This window comes from Janthinobacterium sp. EB271-G4-7A (assembly GCF_020858075.1).
In the GTDB taxonomy this organism is placed as follows: Bacteria; Pseudomonadota; Gammaproteobacteria; order Burkholderiales; family Burkholderiaceae_D; genus Janthinobacterium; species Janthinobacterium lividum.
The window spans coordinates 3,304,895-3,325,934 of the sequence record NZ_JACYMI010000001.1; the positions used below are offsets into that span (position 1 = coordinate 3,304,895).

A 21,040-nucleotide genomic window follows, 5' to 3' on the forward strand; every position below is an offset into this window, starting at 1 on the left:
AAGAAATGTGGAGATTCGATGGAGGCGGCGAAGAATGCTAGACTATTTATATGAACTATCATCACAGCGCCAGCCAGCCCTCCTTCCTTGCCACCACGCCGCCTTCCGCCCTCGTCCTGATCGCCGAAGATGAACCGCAAATCGCCCGCATCCTCGCCGGCTACCTGGAGCGCGACGGCTACCGCACGGCCTTCGCGCACGATGGCCAGGAAGCGCTGCAGCAGCACCTGGCGCTGGCGCCGGACCTGCTGCTGCTCGACGTGCAAATGCCCCGCGTCGACGGCTGGGGCGTGCTGGCGGAAGTGCGGCGGCGCGGCGAGACGCCCGTCATCATGCTGACGGCGCGCGACCAGGATGCCGATAAACTGGCCGCACTGCGCGTGGGCGCCGACGACTACATCATCAAGCCCTTCAATCCGGCCGAAGTGGTGGCCCGCGTGGCGGCCGTGCTGCGCCGCTCGCGCGTGCGCCACCATCCCGTCGGCGGCCAGCGCCTGCGCTGCGGCCCCATCGAGATCGACCAGGAAACCTATGTGGCCAGCGTGCTGCGCGAAGGCGCGCCCGTGCCTTTGAGCCTGACCTTGACGGAGTTCCGCCTGCTGGCCCACCTGGCGCGCACGCCGCGCCGCGTCTGCAGCCGCCTGGAATTGCTGGAGTCGTGCATGCCCGAGAGCAATTCGATGGAACGCACGGTGGACAGCCACGTCAGCAAGCTGCGCAAGAAGCTGGAAGAAGCGGGCGTGATGAACATGCCGGCCAGCCTGCGCGGCGTGGGCTACCGCCTGGAAAGCGACCTCTGATGCGCTTCACAGGCTTGAACCGGCAGATCGTGCTGTCGATGTCCGTGCTGATGGTCATCAGCATCCTCGTCATCTGGATTTTTTCGTGGACGTTTTTCGCCGTCGTCTTCAAGATCGATCCCAACATGCTGTCCGAGCCGGACGACTGGTCGCCGACGACGGTGGAATGGCTATGGATACTGTCGATTACCATCTTTGGCTTGCTGCTGGCCGCGTTCTTCGCCATCAAGCTCGCGTCGCGCATTTTAAAACCGATCAATTCCGTGATGGACAGCGTGCGCCGCGTGGCGCATGGCGACCTGTCCGCGCGCGCCTTCGCCGGCGACCGCACTCTGGGTGAAACGGCCATGCTGGTCGACGATTTCAACAGCATGGCCGAGCGCCTGCAGCGGGCGGCCAAGGAAAGCGAGACGTGGAATGCGGCCATCGCGCACGAGCTGCGCACGCCCGTGACCATCCTGCGCGGCACCCTGCAAGGCGTCGTCGATGGCGTCTTCAAGCCAGAGGAAGTGCCGTTTTCCAGCCTGCTGTCGCAAGTGGAAGACCTGGGCCGCCTGATCGAGGACTTGCGCACCCTGAGCCTGGCCGACAGCGGCCACATGCAGCTGCGCATGGCATGGACGGACCTGACGCTGGAAATCGAGGAGGTGCGCCGCCTGCTGGCGCCGGACATGGAAGCGGCCGGCTTTGCGCTGCAACTGCACCTGTCCGACCATCCCGTCTGCTGCGACGCGGCGCGCATCCGGCAAATCGTGCTGGCCCTGCTCGACAACGCGCGCCGCTATGCGCATCCGGGCCTGCTGCGCGTGCGCACCCGCGTGCAGGCCGGCCAGTACTACCTGAGCGTCGAAGATGCAGGCCCCGGCATTGCCGAGGAACTGGCGCCGCACGTGTTCGAAGCATTCCGCCGCGGCGACAGCGACAGGGTCGACCTGAACGCGGGCAGCGGCCTGGGCCTGGCCGTGGTCGAAGCCATCGCGCGCGCGCATGGCGGCAGCGCCGTCTGCACGCGTGGCAAGGCGGGCGGCAGCCTGTTCACCATCAAGTGGCCGGTCGAGCACGCCGCGCCGCCGCACGCCGGCTGACTATATCGCCGGCGCGCGCAGCATGTCGACAAAGGCGCGCAGCACGGGCGGCATCTGCCGCCGGCTCGGGTAGTACAGGAAGTAACGGGGCGGCGGCGGCAGGCAACGTTCCAGCACGCACGCCAGGCGTCCCGCCGCGATATCGGCGCGCGCATCGGCCTCGTACACATACGCCAGTCCCGCGCCATCGCGGGCCGCGCGCAGCATCAGTTCATCGTCGTCGAACACCAGCGGCCCGCCGACGGCGATGCTGACGCCCTCGCCTGCCTGCTCGAACTCCCACGCATACTGGCGCCCGCTGGGAAAACGCCGGCCGATGCAGGCATGCCCCAGCAAGTCGCGCGGCGTGCTTGGCGCCCCATGCGCCGCCAGATAGGCCGGCGACGCCACCACCACGAAAGGCTGGGGCGCGCCCACGGGCACGGCGATCATGTCGGCCGCCACCTGCTCGCCGAAGCGGATGCCCGCGTCAAAACCGTCGCGCACGATATCGATCATGCCGTCGTCGGTGACCACTTCCACCTGCACGCGCGGATAACGGGCGACGAAGCTGGCCAGCATGGGCGCCAGCAGCAGCCGGGCGGCCGGACGGGGCACGTTCAGGCGCAGCTTGCCTGCGGGCACATCCTGCAAGGCACTCAAGTCCAGCAAGGCATCATCGATTTCGCGCATGGCCGGCGCCAGCCGCGCCAGCAACTGCTGCCCCGCCTCGGTCGGCGTGACGCTGCGCGTGGTGCGGTTCAGCAGGCGCACGCCCAGGCGCTCTTCCAGCGCCCGCAGCGCATGGCTGAGGGCGGAAGCGGACACGCCCCGTTCAAGGGCCGCCTTGCGAAAGCTGCGCAGGCGGGCGACGGCGGCAAAGGCCGTCAATTCATTGAGGTCAGCCATTATTCATGAGTGAAATTCAGCAATGCATGCAGGATAAGCTATCTTATCGCATGCTGTTGCTTCATCCATACTCCTTGCATCTTTTTTTGAAGAGGAGTGAAAAATGGAGCACAGAACACTGGGCAACTCCGGCTTGCGCGTCGCCCCCATCGGCCTGGGCTGCATGGGCATGAGCTTTGCCTACGGCGGCGCCGACGAAGCCACCTCGCTGCGCGTGCTGCACCGCGCCGTGGAACTGGGCGTGACCCTGATCGATACGGCGGAAGTCTACGGCCCCTACGCCAACGAGGAACTGGTGGGCCGCGCCTTGAAGCAACTGCGCGGCAAGGTCAGCATCGCCACCAAGTTCGGCTTCAAAATCTTGCCCCACGGCCAGGGCGTGGAACGCATGGCGGGCGTCGACAGCCGCCCCGGACACATCGTCCGGGCGGTAGAAGGTTCGCTGTCCCGGCTGGGCATCGACTGCATCGACTTGCTGTACCAGCACCGCGTGGACCCCGCCGTGCCCATCGAAGACGTCGTCGGCGCCATGGCGGATCTGGTGCGGGCCGGCAAGGTGCGCCACCTGGGGCTGTCGGAAGTGTCGGCAGCCACCCTGCGCCGCGCCCACGCCGTGCATCCGATTGCGGCCGTCCAGTCCGAGTATTCGCTGTGGAGCCGCGATGTGGAAGCCGAGGTGCTGCCCGCTTGCCGCGCGCTCGGTATCGGCTTCGTGCCCTACAGCCCGCTGGGCCGGGGCTTCCTGACGGGCCGGCTCGCATCCAGCGCCGCGCTGGCGCCGGACGACTACCGCCACAGCCTGCCCCGTTTCCAGCCGCAGGCGATGGAAGCCAACGCGAAGCTGGTGGCTGAACTGCAGCGCCTGGCGGCGGCGCGCGGCGCCACGGCGGCCCAGCTGGCCCTGGCCTGGCTGCTGGCCCAAGGCAGCGATATCGTGCCGATACCGGGCGCGCGCAGCCTGGCGCACCTGGAAGAGAATGTGGCCGCCGCGCGTATCACCCTGAACAAAGCCGAGCTGGGCGCCATCGGCGCCGCCATCGCGCCCGCAGCCGTGCAGGGCGCGCGCTACCCACAGCATGAGCTTGCCATGCTTGGCCTGTAGACAACCGTGCCTGGCTCGGCTATACAAGTTCTTTTGCCTGCCGCACTTGAAATGCCTGAATCCGCTATCATTTCCAATCTGAACTATTCATTATCAAAGGGATTTATATGTCCGCACTGCTCGAAACACTGCAATGGCGCTACGCCACCAAGAAGATGGACCCGACGAAAACGGTGCCGCAAGACAAGGTCGAGCGCATCCTGGAAGCCGTGCGCCTGACGGCCAGCTCCAGCGGACTGCATCCTTACGAAGTCTTCGTCGTGACGAATCCGGCACTGCGCGAACAGATCAAGCCGCATGCATGGAACCAGTCGCAAGTGACGGACGCCTCGCACCTGCTGGTATTCGCCGCCTGGGACAATTACACGGCAGAACGCATCAACGCGCGCTTTGACCTGGTTAACACCGTCCGCGGCTTCAAGAATGAAGGCTGGGAAGCCTACCGCCAGCAAATCCTGGCCACGTATCCGCAGCGCGATGCGGAAACCAACTACCAGCACGCGGCGCGCCAGGCATATATCGGCGTCGGCACGGCGCTGATCGCCGCGGCCCAGGAAAAGGTCGATTCGACGCCGATGGAAGGCTTTGATCCAGCCAAGGTCGATGAAATCCTGAACCTGCGTGAAAAAGGTCTGCGTTCCGTCGTCATGCTGCCGCTCGGCTACCGCGCCGACGCAGGCGACTGGCTGGTGGACTTGAAAAAAGTGCGCCCTGCGCGCGAGCAATTCATCACCGAGCTGGCGTAAGCGCCTCGCCAGTGATTGAAAAGCGGATGCCCTGACCGGCATCCGCTTTTTTTTTGTCCGTTCAGGCCGCTTGCGGAAAACGCACCGTCACCTGCAGGCCCCGTCCCTCGCCCCCCTCGGCCAGCGCGATATCGGCCTGGTGGTGCTCGGCGATGTGGCGCACGATGGACAGGCCCAGGCCGCAGCCCCAGGCATCGTTGCCGTCGGGGCGGAAGAAGCGGTCGAACAGGCGCGCGTGGTGCTGTTGCGGCACACCGGGGCCGTTGTCGGACACGCGCAGCAGGGGCCGGCCCTCTTCCACGGCCGCCTGCAAGTCGACCCTGCCGCCATGCTGCGTGTAGCGCAAGGCGTTGTCGATCAGGTTATTCAGCAGCACTTGCAAGCCATCGGGATCGGCCTGTACCAGCACCCTGGCCGGCAACGTTTCCACCACGCCCAGGTCGATCTCCCGGCTGTCGGCCAGCGCGCTGTGGTCGGCCACGGCCGCTTCCAGCAATTGTCCCAGGTCCACCGTGTGCAGCTGGCTGGCCGCCAGCGCCGTTTCGTGGCGCGCCAGGCTGAGCAGCTGACGCACGAGGTGCGTGCTGCGATCCAGCCGCTCATGCAGCCGCGCCAGCGCCAAGCGGCGTTCTTCCTCGCTGCCGGCCCGCTCGGCCACCTGCAGCTGCAGTTTCAGCGCCGTCAGCGGCGAGCGCAATTCATGCGCCGCATCGGCAACAAAGGTGCGCTGCGCCGTCAGCGCCGCTTCGAACTGCCCCATCAGGCTATTCAACGCCAGCGCCACGGGCCGCAGTTCGGGCGGCATGTCGTCGGCCGCCAGCGGCGTGAGCGCGTCCGGCGAACGGCCCGCCACGGATTCGGCCAGCCGGTGCAGCGGCGCCAGCGCCCGCCCCACGACGGCGACGATCAGCAGCGCCAGGATCAGCGCGAATACCAGCAGGGGCGCGCCGGCCCGCATGGTCATCTGCCAGGCCAACTGGTCGCGCACGGCCTGCGCCTGCGCCACCTGCACGTAGCGGCCGCGCCGCGTTTCGCCGTACAGGCGCCAGTCCTCGCCGTGCAGCACGACATCGGCAAAACCGGCCAGCGCATAGCGCGGCAGTGCCGGCTGGCCCTGCAGGACGGGCAATGGCTGGCCATCCTCGTCCCAGGCCTGCAGCACGAACGCTTCTTCCGGGTCTTGCGCGGCGGCCAGGCCCGTCTGCGTCTCGAATTCGTCGGGCAAGGCCACGGCCAGCTGGCGCAGCTGCAGATCGGCCAGTTCATTGGTTTCTTCCAGCAGCGAACGGAACAGCGAAATGCCGGCGCCGAGCACGCACAGCAAGGTAGCGGCCAGCAAACCGAGCAGCAATTGGCGGCGGATGGTCAGCAAGATGCCACCCGCATCTTGTAGCCCACGCCGCGCACGGTCTGGATGCAGTCGGCACCGAGCTTCTTGCGCAGCTGGTACACGTACACATCGACGGTATTGCTTTCCACTTCGCAATCCCAGCCATACAGCTTTTCGCTCAGCTGGCGCTTCGACACCACCTTGCCCGGATGGTCGAGCAAGGCGCGCAGCACGGAAAACTCGCGCGGCGGCAGCTTGATCAATTCGCCCTCGAAGGTGACCTCGTGGCTGGCCAGGTCGAGGATCAGCGCGCCGTGCTCGATGACGGAGCGCGAACGGCTGACGCGGCGGCGCAGCAGCGCGCGGATGCGCGCCAGCAACTCGTCGAGGTCGAACGGCTTGACCAGGTAATCGTCGGCGCCGCTGTCGAGCCCGTTGACGCGGGCCGGCGTACCGTCGCGCGCCGTGATGATCAGCACGGGCAACTCGGCGCCCCGAGCACGCATGGTGCGCAGCACGTCCATGCCCTCCTTGCCGGGCAAGCCCAGGTCCAGCAGCATCAAATCGTAGGCGAAGCCGGCCAGCGCCAGCTCCGCATCGTGGCCATCGCGCACCCAGTCCACGGCATAGCACTCGCCGCGCAAGCCCTCGACCAGGCTTTCCCCGATCATCGGATCGTCTTCCACCAGCAACACGCGCACGCGGGCCTCTCAAGGTCTTGAAAAAGCCACCATCTTACCTTGACTGGCGCCGCGCCGCAGGGACTGCCGCGGTGCCTTACCTGGACCCGGACCCGCGGAACGGTGGAATATTGCCTTCTTGCGGAAACAGGGCCATGCCTTTCGCATGCGGTACCGCCGCAGCGAGCGCCTCGCCAGGCTGGGCCGCTTGCGATACCGGCAGAAAAGCCAGCAGGGATAGCGCGCCAACACAGAAAATAGCCTTGATTTTCATATCATTCCTTAAAGGTTGCATAGAAAAATATCGGATCAATACATTATCTCATATATTGATAAACAGGCAATGCCGATCCAAGATACCTGCGTGCCGGCAACAAGTCAATCTGCACAGCAACTGAATTGCCCGGCCTGGCGCCCGATTTCACGCCAGCGTGACTATGTGCGCATTTGGCGCATTTTTTATGCGGTATATTTTCCTTCCCTCCACGCATCTGGAAAGGCCCGCCATGTCCACCCCCACCCAAGATACCGTCATCGTCAAGGCGGCGATTTATCCGCCCATCGGCATTGCCCGCGTGGGCAACAGCCCCAGCGAGTACTTTCTGGGACCGGAGGTGCCGGAACCGGCGGCGCGGCCGGCCGGTTATTACCGCGATGCGTCCGGAGCCATCAAGCGCCAGGCGGCCAGCTTTCGCATCTACGGCCTGAACGCGGCCGGCGTGGCGGTGGCCGAATTGAACGCCAGCAATGCCGACATCGAATGGTCCGTTACCCTGGCCAACACGAAGGCGGCGTGGTACCAGTTCCAGATCGCGCTCGATATTCCCGAGGCGAATGTCACCCAGCCCTCGTTCCTGCGCAACATGGCCGTCACCGACCGCGCGCAATTGTCCATCACGCCGGGCGAGCGCAAGATCAGCGGCAGCGACAGCCAAGGCGTGGCCTTCGACAGCGGCCGCTTCATGGGCACGCCCGTCTACCTGGGCGAATTGCGCACGGATGCCATGGGACGGCTGATCGTGCTGGGCGGCCATGGCAAGTCGGCCTCGTGGAATGGCGCGCGCGCCATCACCTTTGCCAACAACGAAGGCTGGCATGACGACACGGCCGACGGCCCCGTCTGCGCCAAGGTGCACTACCAGGGCCATGCCTTGCCCGTCGACATGGCCTGGGTGGTCGTCGCGCCGCCCGACTATGCGCCGCAGCAAAAGTCGGTGCGCACCATGTGGGACTTGATGCGCGACTTGTTTGTTTCCGAAGGCAAAATTGCCGCGCCTGCCGCTCCCTCGTTCCAGGATGATATCCGCCCCATTTTCGAGCGCCTGTCCAACCTGCAATGGGTGAATGCCGGCTTTGCGGCCGCCTTTGGCTGGGACGGCAGCACGCCGTTCAGCCGCGACGAATGGATGGCGCGCCTGGCTAGCCCGTCCGAAAACCGCAAGGAGTGGCGCAACGTCATCTATAACCAGTTCCGCCAGTTCGAGCGCGACGCCTGGGCGCCATCGCCGTGGCCGTGGCTGTATGGCGATGCGATGGCCATCCCGCCGGCAGACACGCCGCGCCAGAACTGCGCGCTGAGCAATCTGCAGTTGCGCTTCCTCAAGCAATGGGCCGACGGCAAGTTCACGGACGACTACGCGCCCGGCAAGACGCCGCCGCAAAGCCTGGCCGACGTGGAACTGGCGCAGCAACCGGACACCCTGCTGCGCGCGGCCATGGAATTCTGCCTGGCCGACGCCTTCCACCCCGGCTGCGAAATGACCTGGCCCATGCGTCAGGCCAGCATGTACAGCGCACCGTTCCGCCTGGCGCACCGGCCGCCCGGCTGGGTGGAGCCGGACTACGGCGCCGTCTTGACACCGGACAATATCAGCAGCCCCTGCTCGGCGCAGATCGCCGGCGGCGTGACGCGCTGGATGGCCGTGCCATGGCAGACGGACACGGCCAGCTGCCGCTCCGGCTACCAGTCCGACTACGATCCCTACGTGCCCACCTTCTGGCCCGCGCGCGTGCCCAACCAGGTGATGAGCAAGCTCGCCTACGACACGGTGATGAACCGCGAAGTTCCCGTCGACGACCGCCTGGCCGCCTTCGCCCGGCGCGCCGCGTGGATACGGCCGCTGGGCAACATCAGCTATGAAGAGCAGATCAACAACATGATCGCCGACCTGGCGCAAGTGGGCGTGGTGGAAGTACGCCCAGGCCCCACGGACGTGACGGGCTTCCCCGCCTTCCTGCAGGTGGAAAACCTGCCGCAGCCGATAGCCGGCAAGCACCAGTTGCGCGCCGCGGCGGGCATACCGGACGAGTTCGTCGACGTCGACCTGGAAGGCACGGAAAAAGCGCGCCATCTGCAACGGCACCGCTTGTGACCCTGCTGCAGGCCGACGTGCTCATCGTCGGCGCCGGTCCGGCCGGCGCCACGGCCGCCCTGAACCTGGCGGGGCGGCACCGGATCTTGCTGGTCGACCGGCTGGCGGGCCCGCTGGCGCGCATCGGCGAATCGCTGCCGCCGGCCGCCGCGCGCCTGTTGCAGGACATGGGCTTGCTTGACGCCTTCCTGCAACAGGGCCATGCGCCCTACCACGGCAACCGCGCCTGGTGGAACGGCGCCTGGACGGAACACCACTTCCTCAGCGATCCCGACGGGCACGGCTGGCACCTGGCGCGCGGCACCTTCGACCTGTGGCTGCGCGACGAGGCGCGCCGGCGCGGCGCCGCCCTGCTGGCCTCGGCCAAGATCGTGGGCATCGTACCGGACGATGCCGGCTGGAAAGTACGCCTGCTAACGCAGCACGGCCTTTGCGACGCGGCGGCGCGCATCATCATCGACGCCACGGGACGCAACGCCCGGCTGGCCCGCAGAATCGGGGCGCGGCGCCAGCGCAGCGACCGGCTGGTATCAGTATGGCAATACGGGCAGGATCGCACGCCCTCCGCGCGGGGCTTTGCCCACATCGAGGCGTGCGAAGATGGCTGGTGGTACAGCGCGCCCCTGCCCGGCCAACGCCGCGTGCTGGCCCTGCATACGGATGCCGACTTGCTCGACACCAACATCTTGCGCGATGCCGGCTGGCTGGAAGCGGCGGCGCGGCGCCTGCCCGCCACGCGGGAATTGCTGGAGCAGCAAGGCTATACGGCCGATACGCCCGCCATGGCCACGCCCGCGCATACGGCGACCCTGGACGCCGGCGCCGGCCCAGGCTGGTTCGCCGTCGGCGACGCCGCGCTGAGCTTCGATCCGCTGTCATCGCAAGGCATCTTCAACGCCCTGTACACGGGCCTGGCCGCGGCCGAGGCCGCCGACCGCACGCTGCACGGCGACGTGAATGCCTATCGTAAATACAATGGGGAACTGACAGCCATCAGCGCGGCGTACGAACGCCACCTGGCGTACTGCTACGGCCAGGAAACGCGCTGGCCGTCAGCGCCGTTCTGGCGCCGGCGCTGGCCGGCCATGCAGGCAAGCTGAGCCTGACGAAGTTATAGTTCAAGCAAGATTGCGCGCCATTACGGCCGCATCGTCAGCACCCCGATGACCAGCGCGCGCATGCCCAGGTCGAACTCGGCCTCGATGAGCGCATCGTCCTCTGCTTCCCAGGTGTCGCCGGCCGACGCATACACGGTGTCGGCCAGGGCCACGCAGTGAAACGCCACGGTCGACAGCAGCCAGCGGGCGCGCTCCAGCGACAGCTGGTAGCCGTGCGCCACCTGCGCCTGGTGGGCGCCGATGCGCGCCAGCATGGCCGGCGGCGTCGCTTTCCGGCGCAGCAGATAGGGCGCCAGGCCGGGATGCAATTTGACCAGCTGGCGCAGCGAAGCGCTGAAACGCAGCAGGTAGTGCTCCAGGTCATCCTCTCCGTGCGCCGGCAATTGCCAGCGCGCAAAAATCTCCTCGGCCACCAGCAGCTTGAGCGCGGCCAGGTGCGCGACGTGCTTGTACAGCGCCACGTGGCTGACGCCGAGCAAGGCGGCCACGCCGGTGAAAGTCATGGCGGGCAAGCCCATGGCGATGCCGGCGTCGGCAATGCGCGCGCGCGTGATGCTGGGGGGACGCCCGGGGCGCGGTGTATCGGTGGCGATAGTCATGATTATTTTCCGTGGCGGCTGCTGCGTTGTCGTTTTTTCGCAATTAGTTTAGCATGATGAAACTAATTACCCAAGACACAGGAGTACTTACATGGCAACACCCCCAGAACCGCAATCGGGCGGCCCCTTGCGCAATGCCGAGCATGACCGCAACCTGCATGCAGTCACGGCCAGCGTCGCCGCCATCGCGCGCCCCGTTCCCAGCGTGCTGCGCGTCACGGCCAGCCTGGCCCGCTCGGGCGACGATCCGCAATGGACGCTGCCCAACGTGGCCTTCCGCATCCATCTCGACGGCGCCATCGATGGCGGCGCCTCGCGCATCTACACCGTGCGCAGCTATGACGCGGCGGCGTTAGCCTTTGCCTTCGATATCGTGCTGCATGAACATGCCAGCCCCATGATGCGCTGGGGCGACAGCCTGCGCGTGGGCGACATCTTTCGCCTGACGGGGCCGCGCCCGCAGTTCACCGTGCCAGGGGGCAGCGAACGCAAGCTCGCCCTCTTCCTCGACGAGACGGGCATACCCGCCCTGTATGCCATGTTGCATCAATGGCCCGCCAACGCGAGCGGCATCGGCTGGGTAGTGACCGATGATGAAGCGGCGTTCCAGGAATTGCCCAAGGTGCCGGGCCTAGCATTGCAGCGCCTCGGCACGGCCCACGTGGCGCCGGACGGGCCGCTGGCCGCCCAGGCCAGGGCGTTACAATATCCGCACGATTACGCGATATGGGGCGCGGGCGAACGCAATGAAATGCGCGCCATCCGCCAGCACTTCCGCATCGATGCAGGCCTGGACAAGGAACAGGTGCTGGTGGCCGGCTACTGGAAGCGCGGCGTCAGCAATACGCACATCGACGCGCGCCGCAAGCACAGCTTCGAGCAGCTGATCGCCAATGGCGGCACCCTGGCCGACTTCGACGACCTGGCCGTCGAAGTATGAGCCGTGCCGGTCGCGGCGCGCGCTAGCGGGCGGCGAAGTCGAAGCGCCACGCGTCCTGGCTGCGGTGCAAGGTCACGTCCACTTCGGTAACCGAGACCGGCATCGCATACTGCGTCATGTCCTGGAAGCTCTCCAGGCTGTAGGTCTGGCCCGCTGCCGGCCGCATGGCGACCACAAAATAGAGGCTGGGCAGGTATTCGAAACCGATCGTCATGTTGGCGTCGACATCGGGCATGGTCGCGACCGGCCGGTCGTTCACGTACCAGTTGCAGCTGAATGGGATGAATGGGCTGGTCTCGTTCATGACGCCGCATTGTGCCGGCGTCAGCTTCGATTGCGCCAGCGAGGCGGCGGCCGGCTGCAGCAGCGGCGACAAGCCATGCGGGCTCACGGCCGACAGCAGCTGGCCCGGCGCGATGACCTGGCGGCCCGAGACGATGGTGTTCCCGGTGATGCCGAAACTGTTCACGTCGGTCGAAATCCTGTCCTCGTAGTGGAACGATTCGGTGGCGCCGGCGGACCCCGTCAACACTTGCCAGGCATGGCTGTGGTAATGGCCCTGCGGGTTTTGCAGCTTCAGGAAAACCAGCACGGAGTTGCCTTGCAAATCGTCTGTTTCCACGTTGTAGCGGACGTTGAATTGAATGCCCATCGCTTGCTCCCTGCCTGGAATCTGCACGAACTCAGGAAAGACAGCGCCGGAGGACGAGTCCGCGATTTCCTCCGGCGCCGGTTGTCACTGCCCATGCCCTGGCTGATGCAGGGCCTGGGCACGCTACTCGCGAACGATTACTGCGCCAGGTAGCGTTCCGAACGAGGACCGTACAGCAAGCCATTCGGCACGCCGGCCGACAGCATGCGCGCATTCGCCGTGCCAGCCAGCGGATGGCTGGCATCGGTGCTGGTGTTGATGATCTGCTTGACGGCCGCCGTCACCAGCACGCCGATCAGGCCGCCGCCACCGCTGTTATTGCCTTCGTTGCTCGATGCGCTGGCCGCGCCCTGCCACAGCAAGGCGCCCGTCTTCAGGTCGACCAGCTTGGCATCGACCGAGACCACCGTCACGCTGTCGATCACGGCGTACGTCGTGCCGTACTTGGAAATCGTCACGTACAGGCCCGCATCGGCGCCAAAGATCTCGTTGAGCTTTTTCGCATCGACGCCGTGGATATCGGCGGCATTCGTCAAGCCGTTCTGCTTGAAGGTTTCACCGACCACGGCCACCGGCAGCACATAGTATCCCGCTTCGGCCAGCGGATACGTCACTTGCGCGTAGACGCTGTTGCCGGCATTGACTTCCGGCGAGTTGTTCAACGGCGGCAAGACCACGATCGAGCGGGGCTTGGCCGCCTTGAAGGCGGTGTAATCGTAGGCCGCCTGCTTGGTGGCGCAACCGACCATGAAGATGGCGGGACCCAGGCACAAGGCCATTTTCAACATGCGCGACATCATAATTTCTCGCCTTTTTTCATTTTACCCAACAGGAAGTCCATGTACGGCGTCGATTCCGGGAACAGTTTTTTCTCGTCTTCGAACTGCGCTTCGACCTGTTCCGGCTTGCCCGCGATCGAGTACAGCATGCCCAGGTGAGCATGGAAACCCGGCGGCGCGTGGTTGCCCTTCGCGCCGATCACCTGCAAGTCTTTTTCCATGGCGGCGATCTGCTGTTCAGGACTTTCACCCTTCAGGTATTCGTACACTTGCGGCTCGTAGCCTTCCCATTGGTACAGGGTCTTCGATTGCGTGGCGCAACCGGTCAGGGCGGCACAGGCGAGCAGCGCCAGCAGGGCTGCGCCCTTGTTCATCATTGTTTTCATGGGATACCTTATTGTTTGCGCATTGCGCCCGCTTCGACACCAGCCACCAGGCGCTCGACCGCTTCGCGCATGGCCAGGTCCAGCACCTTGCCGTTGAGGGTGGCGTCATAGCTGGCGGTGCCGCCAAAACCCAGCACTTCGCGGTTCGACAGGCTGTATTCGCCGGCGCCGGCGGCCGAAAACACGACTTCAGACGTAGCGATATTGACGACGTTCAAGGTGACCTTGGCATAGGCCACTTGCGTCTTGCCGCGGCCCATGATGCCGAACAATTGCTTGTCGCCCACTTCCTTGCGGCCGAATTCGGTCACGTCGCCCGTGACGACGAAATCGGCGCCCTTGATATTCTGGCCCTGCTTCTTGAACTCGGCTTCCTGCTTGAGTTCCGCCATGTTGTCGCGGTCGAGCACGTTGAAACGGTTAGACGTTTGCAGGTGCGCGATCAGGATCGTTTTCGACTGGCTGCCCAGGCGGTCGACGCCATCGGAAAAGATGCCGCGCATGAAGTTCGAGCGGTTGTCGAACTTGCCGACAGCGATCAGGGTGCGTGGACCAACGTAGGGACGGGCTGCACTGGCAACCGTGGGGACAGCCACGGCTTGCGAGGTTTCGGAAGCGCAGCCAGCCAAGGCCGCGCCAATCAGCGCTGCAATCAACAACGCGCCGGGTTTATTCTTGTTCATAGTGCCCTTATGATATGGAGGATCAGGAGCAACCTGCGAAATTAATTTTAGGCAAGTTAATTTCCTAATTGCAATTATATGGTATTGCATGTCTCACAATTCTATCCAAAAGTAACAATAACAAGATTGCATTATTGCCAGTGCTGTTCAGGCGGTGCCTGCTTGACTTCTCAAGGCCAATTCATTAACTTGACAGTAAAAAACGGTCAGCGTTGAAGGCCGTATGCCACTGCCACCGACAGACCTTGCCCGCCGGCCTGCCCTACCCGGCGCCCACTCCACTGCAGCTTTTCACATAGATGGGTCTCCAGGCCATGCCGACACACGATCATTCCCCGGCCCATCCGCTGGCCACGGCGCTGGCGCTTTCGCTGGGCGCGGCCGTCGCCCTGGGCCTGTCGCGCTTTTCCTATGGCTTGCTGCTACCGCCCATGCGTGCCGACCTGGGCTGGTCCTACCTGCTGGCCGGGGCCATGAACACCTTCAATGCGCTCGGCTATTTTCTCGGCGCCCTGGCCACGCCGGTCCTGATGCGCCGCCTGGGCGTGTGGCGCTTGCTGATCATCGGTTCCGTGCTGGCCAGCATCTTCATGCTGATGTCGGGCCTCGTCAGCGACACCACCACCCTGTTCCTGCAGCGCGTGTGCGCGGGCGTGGCCAGCGCCTTCATGTTCATCGCCGGCGGCGTGCTGGCGGCGCGGCTCGGTTCCATGCACAGCCAGCGCGCCGGCTTTTACATCGGCCTGTACTATGGCGGCACGGGCTTTGGCATTGCCTTGTCTGCCCTGCTGGTGCCGGCCGCGTTGGCGTCCGCCCAGGAACACGGCGCCGCGCATGCGTGGCAATGGCCCTGGTTGGCACTGGGCATTGCCTGCCTGCTGGCCACCACCATCATGGCCTTGCCGGCCAAAGCGATCGGCGAAGCGCCGCGCGCCGTCGACACGCCGCGGCGCTTCGCCTGGCGCGACTTTACCCCCAGCCTGGCCGGCTACTTCATGTTCGGCGTCGGCTACATCGGCTACATGACCTTTGTCATCGCGCTGCTCAAGCAGCAAGGCATGCCGCCCACCCTGGTCACCGTGTTCTACACTTTATTGGGCCTGGCGGTGGTGGCGTCGTCGCGCATCTGGGCGCGCATGCTGGACCGCTACAGGGGCGGCGAATCGCTGGCGATATTGAATGGCGTGCTGGGCGTGGTGACCATCCTGCCCGCGCTGACGAGCTTCATACCCGTCGTGTTCCTCTCCGGCCTGGTCTTCGGCGCCGTATTCCTGTCAGTGGTAGCGTCGACCACGGCCCTGGTGCGGCATAACCTGCCGCAGCAATCCTGGACAGCCGGCATCAGCGCCTACACGACGGTCTTTGCGCTGGGGCAGATCGTCGGCCCCATCGTGGTTGGCTGGATCGCCGACGGCCCGGCCGGACTGGAACGGGGCTTGATCGCCTCCGCCATCGCCCTCTTCATCGGCGCGGTGCTTGCCTCGCGGCAAAAGGCGCTGGCGCCGGCCGCATAGTAGACTACAGGCATAGCCCCCCACCCTCGAGGAAAGAAGACGATGAACACCGATGCACGAAAAATCCCCGCAACGATGGATGCCGAAACGCTGGAATTCATCCAGGGCCTGTTTGCCCTGGTACGCGAAGGCGATACGCAGCAACTGAGCGCCATGGTGGTCCAAGGCGTGCCAGTCAACTTCCGCAACGAAAAAGGCGACAGCCTGATCATGCTGGCCAGCTACCATGGCCACCTGGAAACATCGCGCCTGCTGCTCGAAGCGGGCGCCGACGCCAACGTCCCCAACGACCAGGGCCAGACGCCGCTGGCCGGCGTGGCCTATAAAGGCTACCTGGACATCGCCGCGCTGCTACTGCAGCACGGCGCCAGGGTGGACGGCGCCAGCCCGGACGGCAAGACCCCGTTGATGATGGCAGCCATGTTCAACCGCCTGGCCATCCTCGACCTGCTGCTGCAGCACGGCGCCCGCATCGATGCCGTGGACAGCCGCGGCATGACTGCCATCTCGCTGGCCAAGAGCATGAACGCGCAAGAGACCCTGGCACGGCTGGTCAGCCTGGGCCAAGCGGAATAAACAGGGGCACTGTCTGCCAGTAATCGCGCGACAGCATCGCGGGGGATGGCGCGCGATTACGACCACCAGAGCATCGAGCTCTAAGTACCTGCCGCCATCCTTGTCTAGAAAAATGAAGATGCTTCATTTCTACTCCAGATAGTAGCAGCGCATCAGGAACATCAATGGGATCATACATTTTACTTATCTAATTTAAAGATAGTACACGCCCATCGGCAAAGCGGGCTTTCCTGATTTTCTGGATTTTCTCGTACTTTTAAAAAGATCAATTTTTTCCAGCTCAGCGATCCCAAGTGCCTTTCCTACTCTATCCATTTCTTTTGAAAAATCCATAAAATCTGACCAACTCAATCCCGCTGTTGCAAATAAAATAACCCGCACTGTTATAGTCGCAGTAATCAGCATCAACCATAATGGAATATTCCCAAAAAACCCATTCCAAGAGTAAGGATGTATAATCCTATGCAAAAATGCCCACTACATATTAATAGATGATATTTTTTGCGGTAGTGCCACGTTCAGAATGTGGCTGCATCCATATCTTGTTTTCCTTTACATCAATGACTGCGACAGCGATGAAGTCATTGCCTTTTTGATAGCCGACAAGCTGAACCTCGTCTCCGGCTCTAAAACCAACTTCCCAAAAACTCCCGCTAACCCACTTGCCGCCCACGCTCATGCTGAAGCCTGTGACAGGATCTCCGTCACTTGTGGCCGCCTGTGCGCTGTGAACGGCGCCGGGCTCGCCGGCAGCAGCTTGCACAATCGCCGTCAAGTCGGATATTTTCCTGAATGATTCAGCACTCTTCAAATACTTCACATGCATGTCGGAAGTTCTTAAATCCTCAACAACACCGCTGACCAACTTATAGGAGAATTCATGCATATGATTTTCTCGATCGCTGAACTGGCAATATCTTTACAGAAATGCCATCAATTTCGCAGAGGAAGCGACTCAGATCCAACTTGGAAAGTAACGGAAATGTATCGAGGAAATTATCAAGCAGATTGAATTTTGTATTTCGACCTGTGTTTTTTCAAGGCCAATTCACAACTATATCCAATAAAACCATAGCTGTGATCCTTGAATAAAGTAGCGCCAGCGCGCATATCAAAGTCACTTGGCCTTGGAAAGCCATGGGTAGTGAAAATCTTCGTCGCATAGATCGAATAATCACGCATAGTTCTGAAGCTCCAATACTCAAAAGGAAAACAAAAAATCAACGGCATTAGGAATATTATGCTGAACATCGTAATTAAATTTTCATTTTTCTCCAACGATACATCGACAGATAAAAAAAACATAAGAGAAAGAATTATCCAAACAGCCAAGGTCATGTTCCTTGCAAATTTCATGCAACTCCAGAAAAAAGCACGCTCTCCGCAATAAGCATTCAATGGCATCATAAAAAAGCTATCATCAATGCGGATCAAACTGTGTACGTACAGCACGTCCTTTCTCTGTGTGACCACCAATTTTACGACATCGCCATCCTTGATTTTATCGGCATCTCTAAAAACACCACATACTACTTTCCCGTTGACCAGTCCGGCAAAATTGTACATATCTTCACCATCGTAAAAACTCAGCATGGCTGCGTTTGCCAATGCCCCTGGCATGCCATTGATGACGGCGGCAACGCCGCCAGCCAGATTTTTTTCCGCAAGGCTGCTTTCGATTTTACTAAGTAAATTCACATTTGTTGCAGCCATATGAAATTCTGCAATCTTTCCTTCCACTATGAAAAAATCCTTATCGGAAGATATATTTTCATTATTCTCTTCAGCCACCATGCGCTTCCTAACAATTATGGTTGAACCGTCTTTAAGGCCTTCTGCAATTACATAAATTTCTCAACAGAATCAAACGGCCATTCGTCAAGCCACTCTCGTCTTTCCCTCCAGTTGCATGCCTGAAACCGGTTCGTCAATTCGTCATTCCTGATCTACATCATATATCCATCTTCAATAAATGATGGAAAGGCACGGTTTATCGGTTGAGCATTCATGTATCAACAGGTAAGCGATTCGATTCCTGCCGCGCATCGAAAAGATGGCTTGCAAGCACAGGTGCCCGGTCGACCGAGCTGGCCGATGGACGAAATTTAATCAATATCTAAGGCATCTAAAAATATCTCTATAGAGTAGTGCCATCGCGCTTAAAGATAATACACACCCATCGGCAAAGCTGGCTTTCCTGATTTTCTGGATTTTCTCGTACTTTTAAAAAGATCAATTTTTTCAGGATAAACAATTCCCAAGGCTGTTCCAACTCTATTCATTTCTTTTGAGAAATCCATAAAATCTGACCAACTCATCCCTGTAGTTGCAAATAAAATAACCGGCGCTATTACAGTCGCAGTAATCAACATCAACCATAATGGAATATTTCCAAAAAAACCCATTCCAAGAGTAAGGATGTATAACCCAACACAAAAATACCCACTAAATTTTAATAAATGATATTTTTTGCGGTCGTGCCACGTTCGCAATGCGGTCGTATCCATATTTTCTTCTCTTTTAGATCGACGACTGCGACAGCAATGAAGTCATTGTTTCTTGCATATCCTACAACTTGAACCTCATCACCTTCCTTGAAGCCAACTTCCCAGAAACTTCCACTAACAGATTTTCCAGCGACACTCATTCTGAAGCTCGTTACAGGATCTCCCTCACTTGTCGCCGCCTGAGCGCTATGGACCGCTCCTGGCTCACCAGCAGCAGTTTGTAAGACTGCAGTCAGACCTGCAGTTTTTTTGAATTTCTCGTTTCCCTTCAAATAATTAACACTAATATCATGCTTATTTAAATTATCAATAACTCCAGTTATTAAACTATACTGTACGTCATTCATATTATTCATCACTGCCAATATCTCCCAGCAATGCCATCAATTTCGTGCAGGAAGTGGCTAAGAATGCCCAATTGTCAGGCAGATTGAATTTTGCATTTCGACTTGTGCTTTTTCAGCGCCAGCTCACAATTGGTTGAAAAAAAACCATTGCCATTATTCTCAAAAAAAGTAATTCCGCCTCTCGCATCAAACACATCCGGCCTTGGAAAACCATAAGCGACAAATATTTTCTCAGCATATATTGAATAGCCACGCATGGTCTTATATGTCCAGTATTCAAAAGGAAAACAGAAAAGCGGAGGCAGCAAGAATATTGCACCACATGCAGTAATTAAATCCTCTTTTCTTTCCTGCGACACATCAATAAACAAGAAAAATCCGGAAAATAAAACAATCCAAACAAACAACGTCATATTTCTTGCAAATCTCATGCAATTCCAGAAAAATGCGCGTTGTCCGCAATACGCATTCAGAGGCATCAATAACAGGCTATCCTCAATGCGAAGCAAACTGTGCACGTGCAGGACATCACCTCTCCTTGCCACCACCAACCTGACGAAATCGCCATCCTTGATCTTATCCGCATCGACAAAAACACCACAAACTACTTCGCCATTGACCAGTCCAGCAAAATTATGCATATCTTCGCCATCGTACAAACTTAGCATGGCTGCATTTGCCAACGCCCCTGGCATGCCATTGATGACGGCCGCGACGCCACCTGCCAGATTCTTTTCCGCAAGGCTTCTTTCTATTTTATTAAGCAAATTCACATTTGTTGCAGCCATATGAAATTCTGTAATCTTTCCTTCCACCATAAAGAAATCTTCGTCGGAAGATGTATTTTCATTATTCTCTTCAGCCACCATGCGCTTCCTAACAATTATGCTTGAACCGTCTTTAATGTCTTCTGCAATTGCATTAATTTCTCAACAGAATCAAATGACTATCCGCTAAGCCATTCTTATCTTTTCCTCCATTTTCATGCTTGAAACCGGTTCGCCAATTCGTCATTGCTGATCTATATCAGATATCCATCTTCAATAAATGATGGAAAGGCGCGACGTATCGGCAGACCATTCATCGATCAACTGGTAGGCGATTCGATTCCTGTCGCGCATCGAAAAGATGGCCTGCCAACACGAGCTTCCGGTCGGCTGATCTGACCGATGGATGAAATTTACATCAATATCTAAGGTGTCTGCAAATATCTCTACATAGTAGCACCCTCGCGCTTAAAGATAATACACACCCATTGGCAAAGCTGGCTTCCCTGACTTTCTTGATTTTCTCGTACTTTTAAAAAGATCAATTTTTTCCGGCTCAGCAATAACTAGCGCCTTTCCTACTCTATTCATTTCTTTTGCAAAATTCATAAAATCCTTCCAGCTTAATCCAACAGTTACAAACAAAATAATTGGATTAATAAAGGCCGAGCAAATCAAAACAAACCAAATTGGAAATCCAGTAAAAAATCCCAATAAAATTTCAAAAATACACAATCCAATAAAAGAATATCCACAGCATTTTAAAAGATGATATTTTTTTGCAAGTGTTCCACGTTCACAATGTGGCTGCATCCATATTTTTTCTTCCTTTACATCAACGACTGCGACAGCGAAAAAATTATTGCCTTTTTCATACCCCACAACTTGAACCTCGTCTCCGTCTCTAAAATCAACCTCCCAAAAACTTCCGGTAACTAACTTGCCGCCCACATTCATAGTGAAGCCTGTGACAGGATCTCCGTCACTTGCTGCCGCTTGCGCACTATGAACAGCTCCTGGCTCACCCGCTGCCGCCTGAACTACCGCGGTCAAGCTGGACATTTTTTTGAATGACTCGCCATTCTTCAAATAATTCACGTTCACGTTAGACGTTTTTAAACCACCAACAATTCCACTGATTAGCTGATAAGATAATTCATGCATATTTT

At 59.9% G+C, this 21,040-nt stretch carries 24 protein-coding genes; 9 read left to right on the forward strand and 15 right to left on the reverse strand.

Annotation, left to right across the window (positions count from 1 at the left end):
• Positions 1-50 precede the first annotated feature (50 nt).
• Together IGS58_RS14840 and IGS58_RS14845 are read left to right on the forward strand one after the other, a co-directional pair.
• The gene (locus IGS58_RS14840; protein WP_070256500.1) at positions 51-800 is read left to right on the forward strand and encodes a response regulator; all 750 of its coding nucleotides are present in this window, start codon (positions 51-53) and stop codon (positions 798-800) included.
• A complete protein-coding gene (locus tag IGS58_RS14845) occupies positions 800-1,885 on the forward strand; it encodes an ATP-binding protein (protein ID WP_070256502.1) in 1,086 nt (361 codons plus the stop codon). The genes IGS58_RS14840 and IGS58_RS14845 overlap by 1 nt, the downstream gene beginning before the upstream one ends.
• Here IGS58_RS14845 and IGS58_RS14850 read toward each other — a convergent pair whose 3' ends face one another.
• Positions 1,886-2,773: a LysR family transcriptional regulator gene (locus tag IGS58_RS14850; RefSeq protein ID WP_230521888.1), complete on the reverse strand. Its 888-nt coding sequence runs from the start codon at positions 2,771-2,773 to the stop codon at positions 1,886-1,888. It lies immediately after the preceding gene.
• A gap of 103 nt (positions 2,774-2,876) precedes the next feature.
• Here IGS58_RS14850 and IGS58_RS14855 point away from each other — a divergent pair, with 103 nt between their 5' ends.
• Positions 2,877-3,875 carry an aldo/keto reductase gene (locus IGS58_RS14855; protein ID WP_230521889.1) on the forward strand — a complete coding sequence of 333 codons (999 nt, stop codon included), beginning with the start codon at positions 2,877-2,879 and terminating at the stop codon, positions 3,873-3,875.
• A gap of 107 nt (positions 3,876-3,982) precedes the next feature.
• Positions 3,983-4,621 (forward strand): NAD(P)H-dependent oxidoreductase, encoded by a 639-nt coding sequence (locus tag IGS58_RS14860; RefSeq protein ID WP_034788098.1) that lies wholly within the window; start codon positions 3,983-3,985, stop codon positions 4,619-4,621.
• 61 nt (positions 4,622-4,682) lie between these two features.
• Here the strand turns inward: IGS58_RS14860 and IGS58_RS14865 are convergent, their stop codons facing one another.
• Entirely contained in the window at positions 4,683-5,993 is a 1,311-nt protein-coding gene (locus tag IGS58_RS14865) for an ATP-binding protein (RefSeq protein WP_230521890.1), read from the reverse strand.
• A complete protein-coding gene (locus tag IGS58_RS14870) occupies positions 5,987-6,652 on the reverse strand; it encodes a response regulator transcription factor (protein WP_230521891.1) in 666 nt (221 codons plus the stop codon). The genes IGS58_RS14865 and IGS58_RS14870 overlap by 7 nt, the downstream gene beginning before the upstream one ends.
• Positions 6,653-7,137: 485 nt before the next feature.
• On the opposite strand from IGS58_RS14870, the gene IGS58_RS14875 reads away from it, so the two are divergent.
• Together IGS58_RS14875 and IGS58_RS14880 are read left to right on the forward strand one after the other, a co-directional pair.
• Positions 7,138-9,003, forward strand: a complete 1,866-nt coding sequence (locus tag IGS58_RS14875; RefSeq protein WP_230521892.1) for a LodA/GoxA family CTQ-dependent oxidase — start codon at positions 7,138-7,140, stop codon at positions 9,001-9,003.
• Positions 9,000-10,103: a tryptophan 7-halogenase gene (locus IGS58_RS14880; RefSeq protein WP_230521893.1), complete on the forward strand. Its 1,104-nt coding sequence runs from the start codon at positions 9,000-9,002 to the stop codon at positions 10,101-10,103. The genes IGS58_RS14875 and IGS58_RS14880 overlap by 4 nt, the downstream gene beginning before the upstream one ends.
• Before the next feature lie 38 nt (positions 10,104-10,141).
• Here the strand turns inward: IGS58_RS14880 and IGS58_RS14885 are convergent, their stop codons facing one another.
• Positions 10,142-10,720 (reverse strand): TetR/AcrR family transcriptional regulator, encoded by a 579-nt coding sequence (locus tag IGS58_RS14885; RefSeq protein WP_230521894.1) that lies wholly within the window; start codon positions 10,718-10,720, stop codon positions 10,142-10,144.
• A 91-nt stretch (positions 10,721-10,811) separates the two neighbouring features.
• On the opposite strand from IGS58_RS14885, the gene IGS58_RS14890 reads away from it, so the two are divergent.
• Complete coding sequence (locus IGS58_RS14890) at positions 10,812-11,660, forward strand: siderophore-interacting protein (protein WP_230521895.1); 849 nt, start codon at positions 10,812-10,814, stop codon at positions 11,658-11,660.
• Between the two features lie 22 nt (positions 11,661-11,682).
• On the opposite strand, the gene IGS58_RS14895 is transcribed toward IGS58_RS14890, so the two are convergent.
• From IGS58_RS14895 to IGS58_RS14910, 4 genes are all read right to left on the reverse strand, one after another.
• Positions 11,683-12,312, reverse strand: a complete 630-nt coding sequence (locus IGS58_RS14895) for a hypothetical protein (protein WP_230521896.1) — start codon at positions 12,310-12,312, stop codon at positions 11,683-11,685.
• 137 nt (positions 12,313-12,449) lie between these two features.
• Entirely contained in the window at positions 12,450-13,112 is a 663-nt protein-coding gene (locus IGS58_RS14900; protein WP_099377092.1) for a DUF799 domain-containing protein, read from the reverse strand.
• Positions 13,109-13,477: a DUF4810 domain-containing protein gene (locus tag IGS58_RS14905; protein ID WP_230521897.1), complete on the reverse strand. Its 369-nt coding sequence runs from the start codon at positions 13,475-13,477 to the stop codon at positions 13,109-13,111. The genes IGS58_RS14900 and IGS58_RS14905 overlap by 4 nt, the downstream gene beginning before the upstream one ends.
• Before the next feature lie 8 nt (positions 13,478-13,485).
• Complete coding sequence (locus IGS58_RS14910) at positions 13,486-14,160, reverse strand: CsgG/HfaB family protein (protein WP_034788077.1); 675 nt, start codon at positions 14,158-14,160, stop codon at positions 13,486-13,488.
• Positions 14,161-14,474: 314 nt separating this feature from the next.
• Here IGS58_RS14910 and IGS58_RS14915 point away from each other — a divergent pair, with 314 nt between their 5' ends.
• Together IGS58_RS14915 and IGS58_RS14920 are read left to right on the forward strand one after the other, a co-directional pair.
• Positions 14,475-15,674: a YbfB/YjiJ family MFS transporter gene (locus IGS58_RS14915; RefSeq protein ID WP_230521898.1), complete on the forward strand. Its 1,200-nt coding sequence runs from the start codon at positions 14,475-14,477 to the stop codon at positions 15,672-15,674.
• A gap of 42 nt (positions 15,675-15,716) precedes the next feature.
• Positions 15,717-16,250, forward strand: a complete 534-nt coding sequence (locus tag IGS58_RS14920) for an ankyrin repeat domain-containing protein (RefSeq protein WP_230521899.1) — start codon at positions 15,717-15,719, stop codon at positions 16,248-16,250.
• A gap of 192 nt (positions 16,251-16,442) precedes the next feature.
• On the opposite strand, the gene IGS58_RS14925 is transcribed toward IGS58_RS14920, so the two are convergent.
• The 7 genes from IGS58_RS14925 to IGS58_RS14955 form a co-directional block, all read right to left on the reverse strand.
• Positions 16,443-16,655: a hypothetical protein gene (locus IGS58_RS14925; RefSeq protein ID WP_230521900.1), complete on the reverse strand. Its 213-nt coding sequence runs from the start codon at positions 16,653-16,655 to the stop codon at positions 16,443-16,445.
• A gap of 79 nt (positions 16,656-16,734) precedes the next feature.
• Positions 16,735-17,136: a hypothetical protein gene (locus IGS58_RS14930; RefSeq protein WP_230521901.1), complete on the reverse strand. Its 402-nt coding sequence runs from the start codon at positions 17,134-17,136 to the stop codon at positions 16,735-16,737.
• A gap of 113 nt (positions 17,137-17,249) precedes the next feature.
• Positions 17,250-18,044, reverse strand: coding sequence for a hypothetical protein (locus tag IGS58_RS14935; protein WP_230521902.1), 795 nt, complete (start codon positions 18,042-18,044; stop codon positions 17,250-17,252).
• Between the two features lie 365 nt (positions 18,045-18,409).
• Positions 18,410-18,757: a hypothetical protein gene (locus IGS58_RS14940; protein ID WP_230521903.1), complete on the reverse strand. Its 348-nt coding sequence runs from the start codon at positions 18,755-18,757 to the stop codon at positions 18,410-18,412.
• Positions 18,703-19,104, reverse strand: coding sequence for a hypothetical protein (locus tag IGS58_RS14945; RefSeq protein WP_230521904.1), 402 nt, complete (start codon positions 19,102-19,104; stop codon positions 18,703-18,705). The genes IGS58_RS14940 and IGS58_RS14945 overlap by 55 nt, the downstream gene beginning before the upstream one ends.
• Positions 19,105-19,178: 74 nt before the next feature.
• Positions 19,179-19,973, reverse strand: coding sequence for a hypothetical protein (locus IGS58_RS14950; protein ID WP_230521905.1), 795 nt, complete (start codon positions 19,971-19,973; stop codon positions 19,179-19,181).
• Between the two features lie 366 nt (positions 19,974-20,339).
• Positions 20,340-21,035 carry a putative type VI secretion system effector gene (locus IGS58_RS14955; RefSeq protein ID WP_139144145.1) on the reverse strand — a complete coding sequence of 232 codons (696 nt, stop codon included), beginning with the start codon at positions 21,033-21,035 and terminating at the stop codon, positions 20,340-20,342.
• Positions 21,036-21,040: the final 5 nt, after the last annotated feature.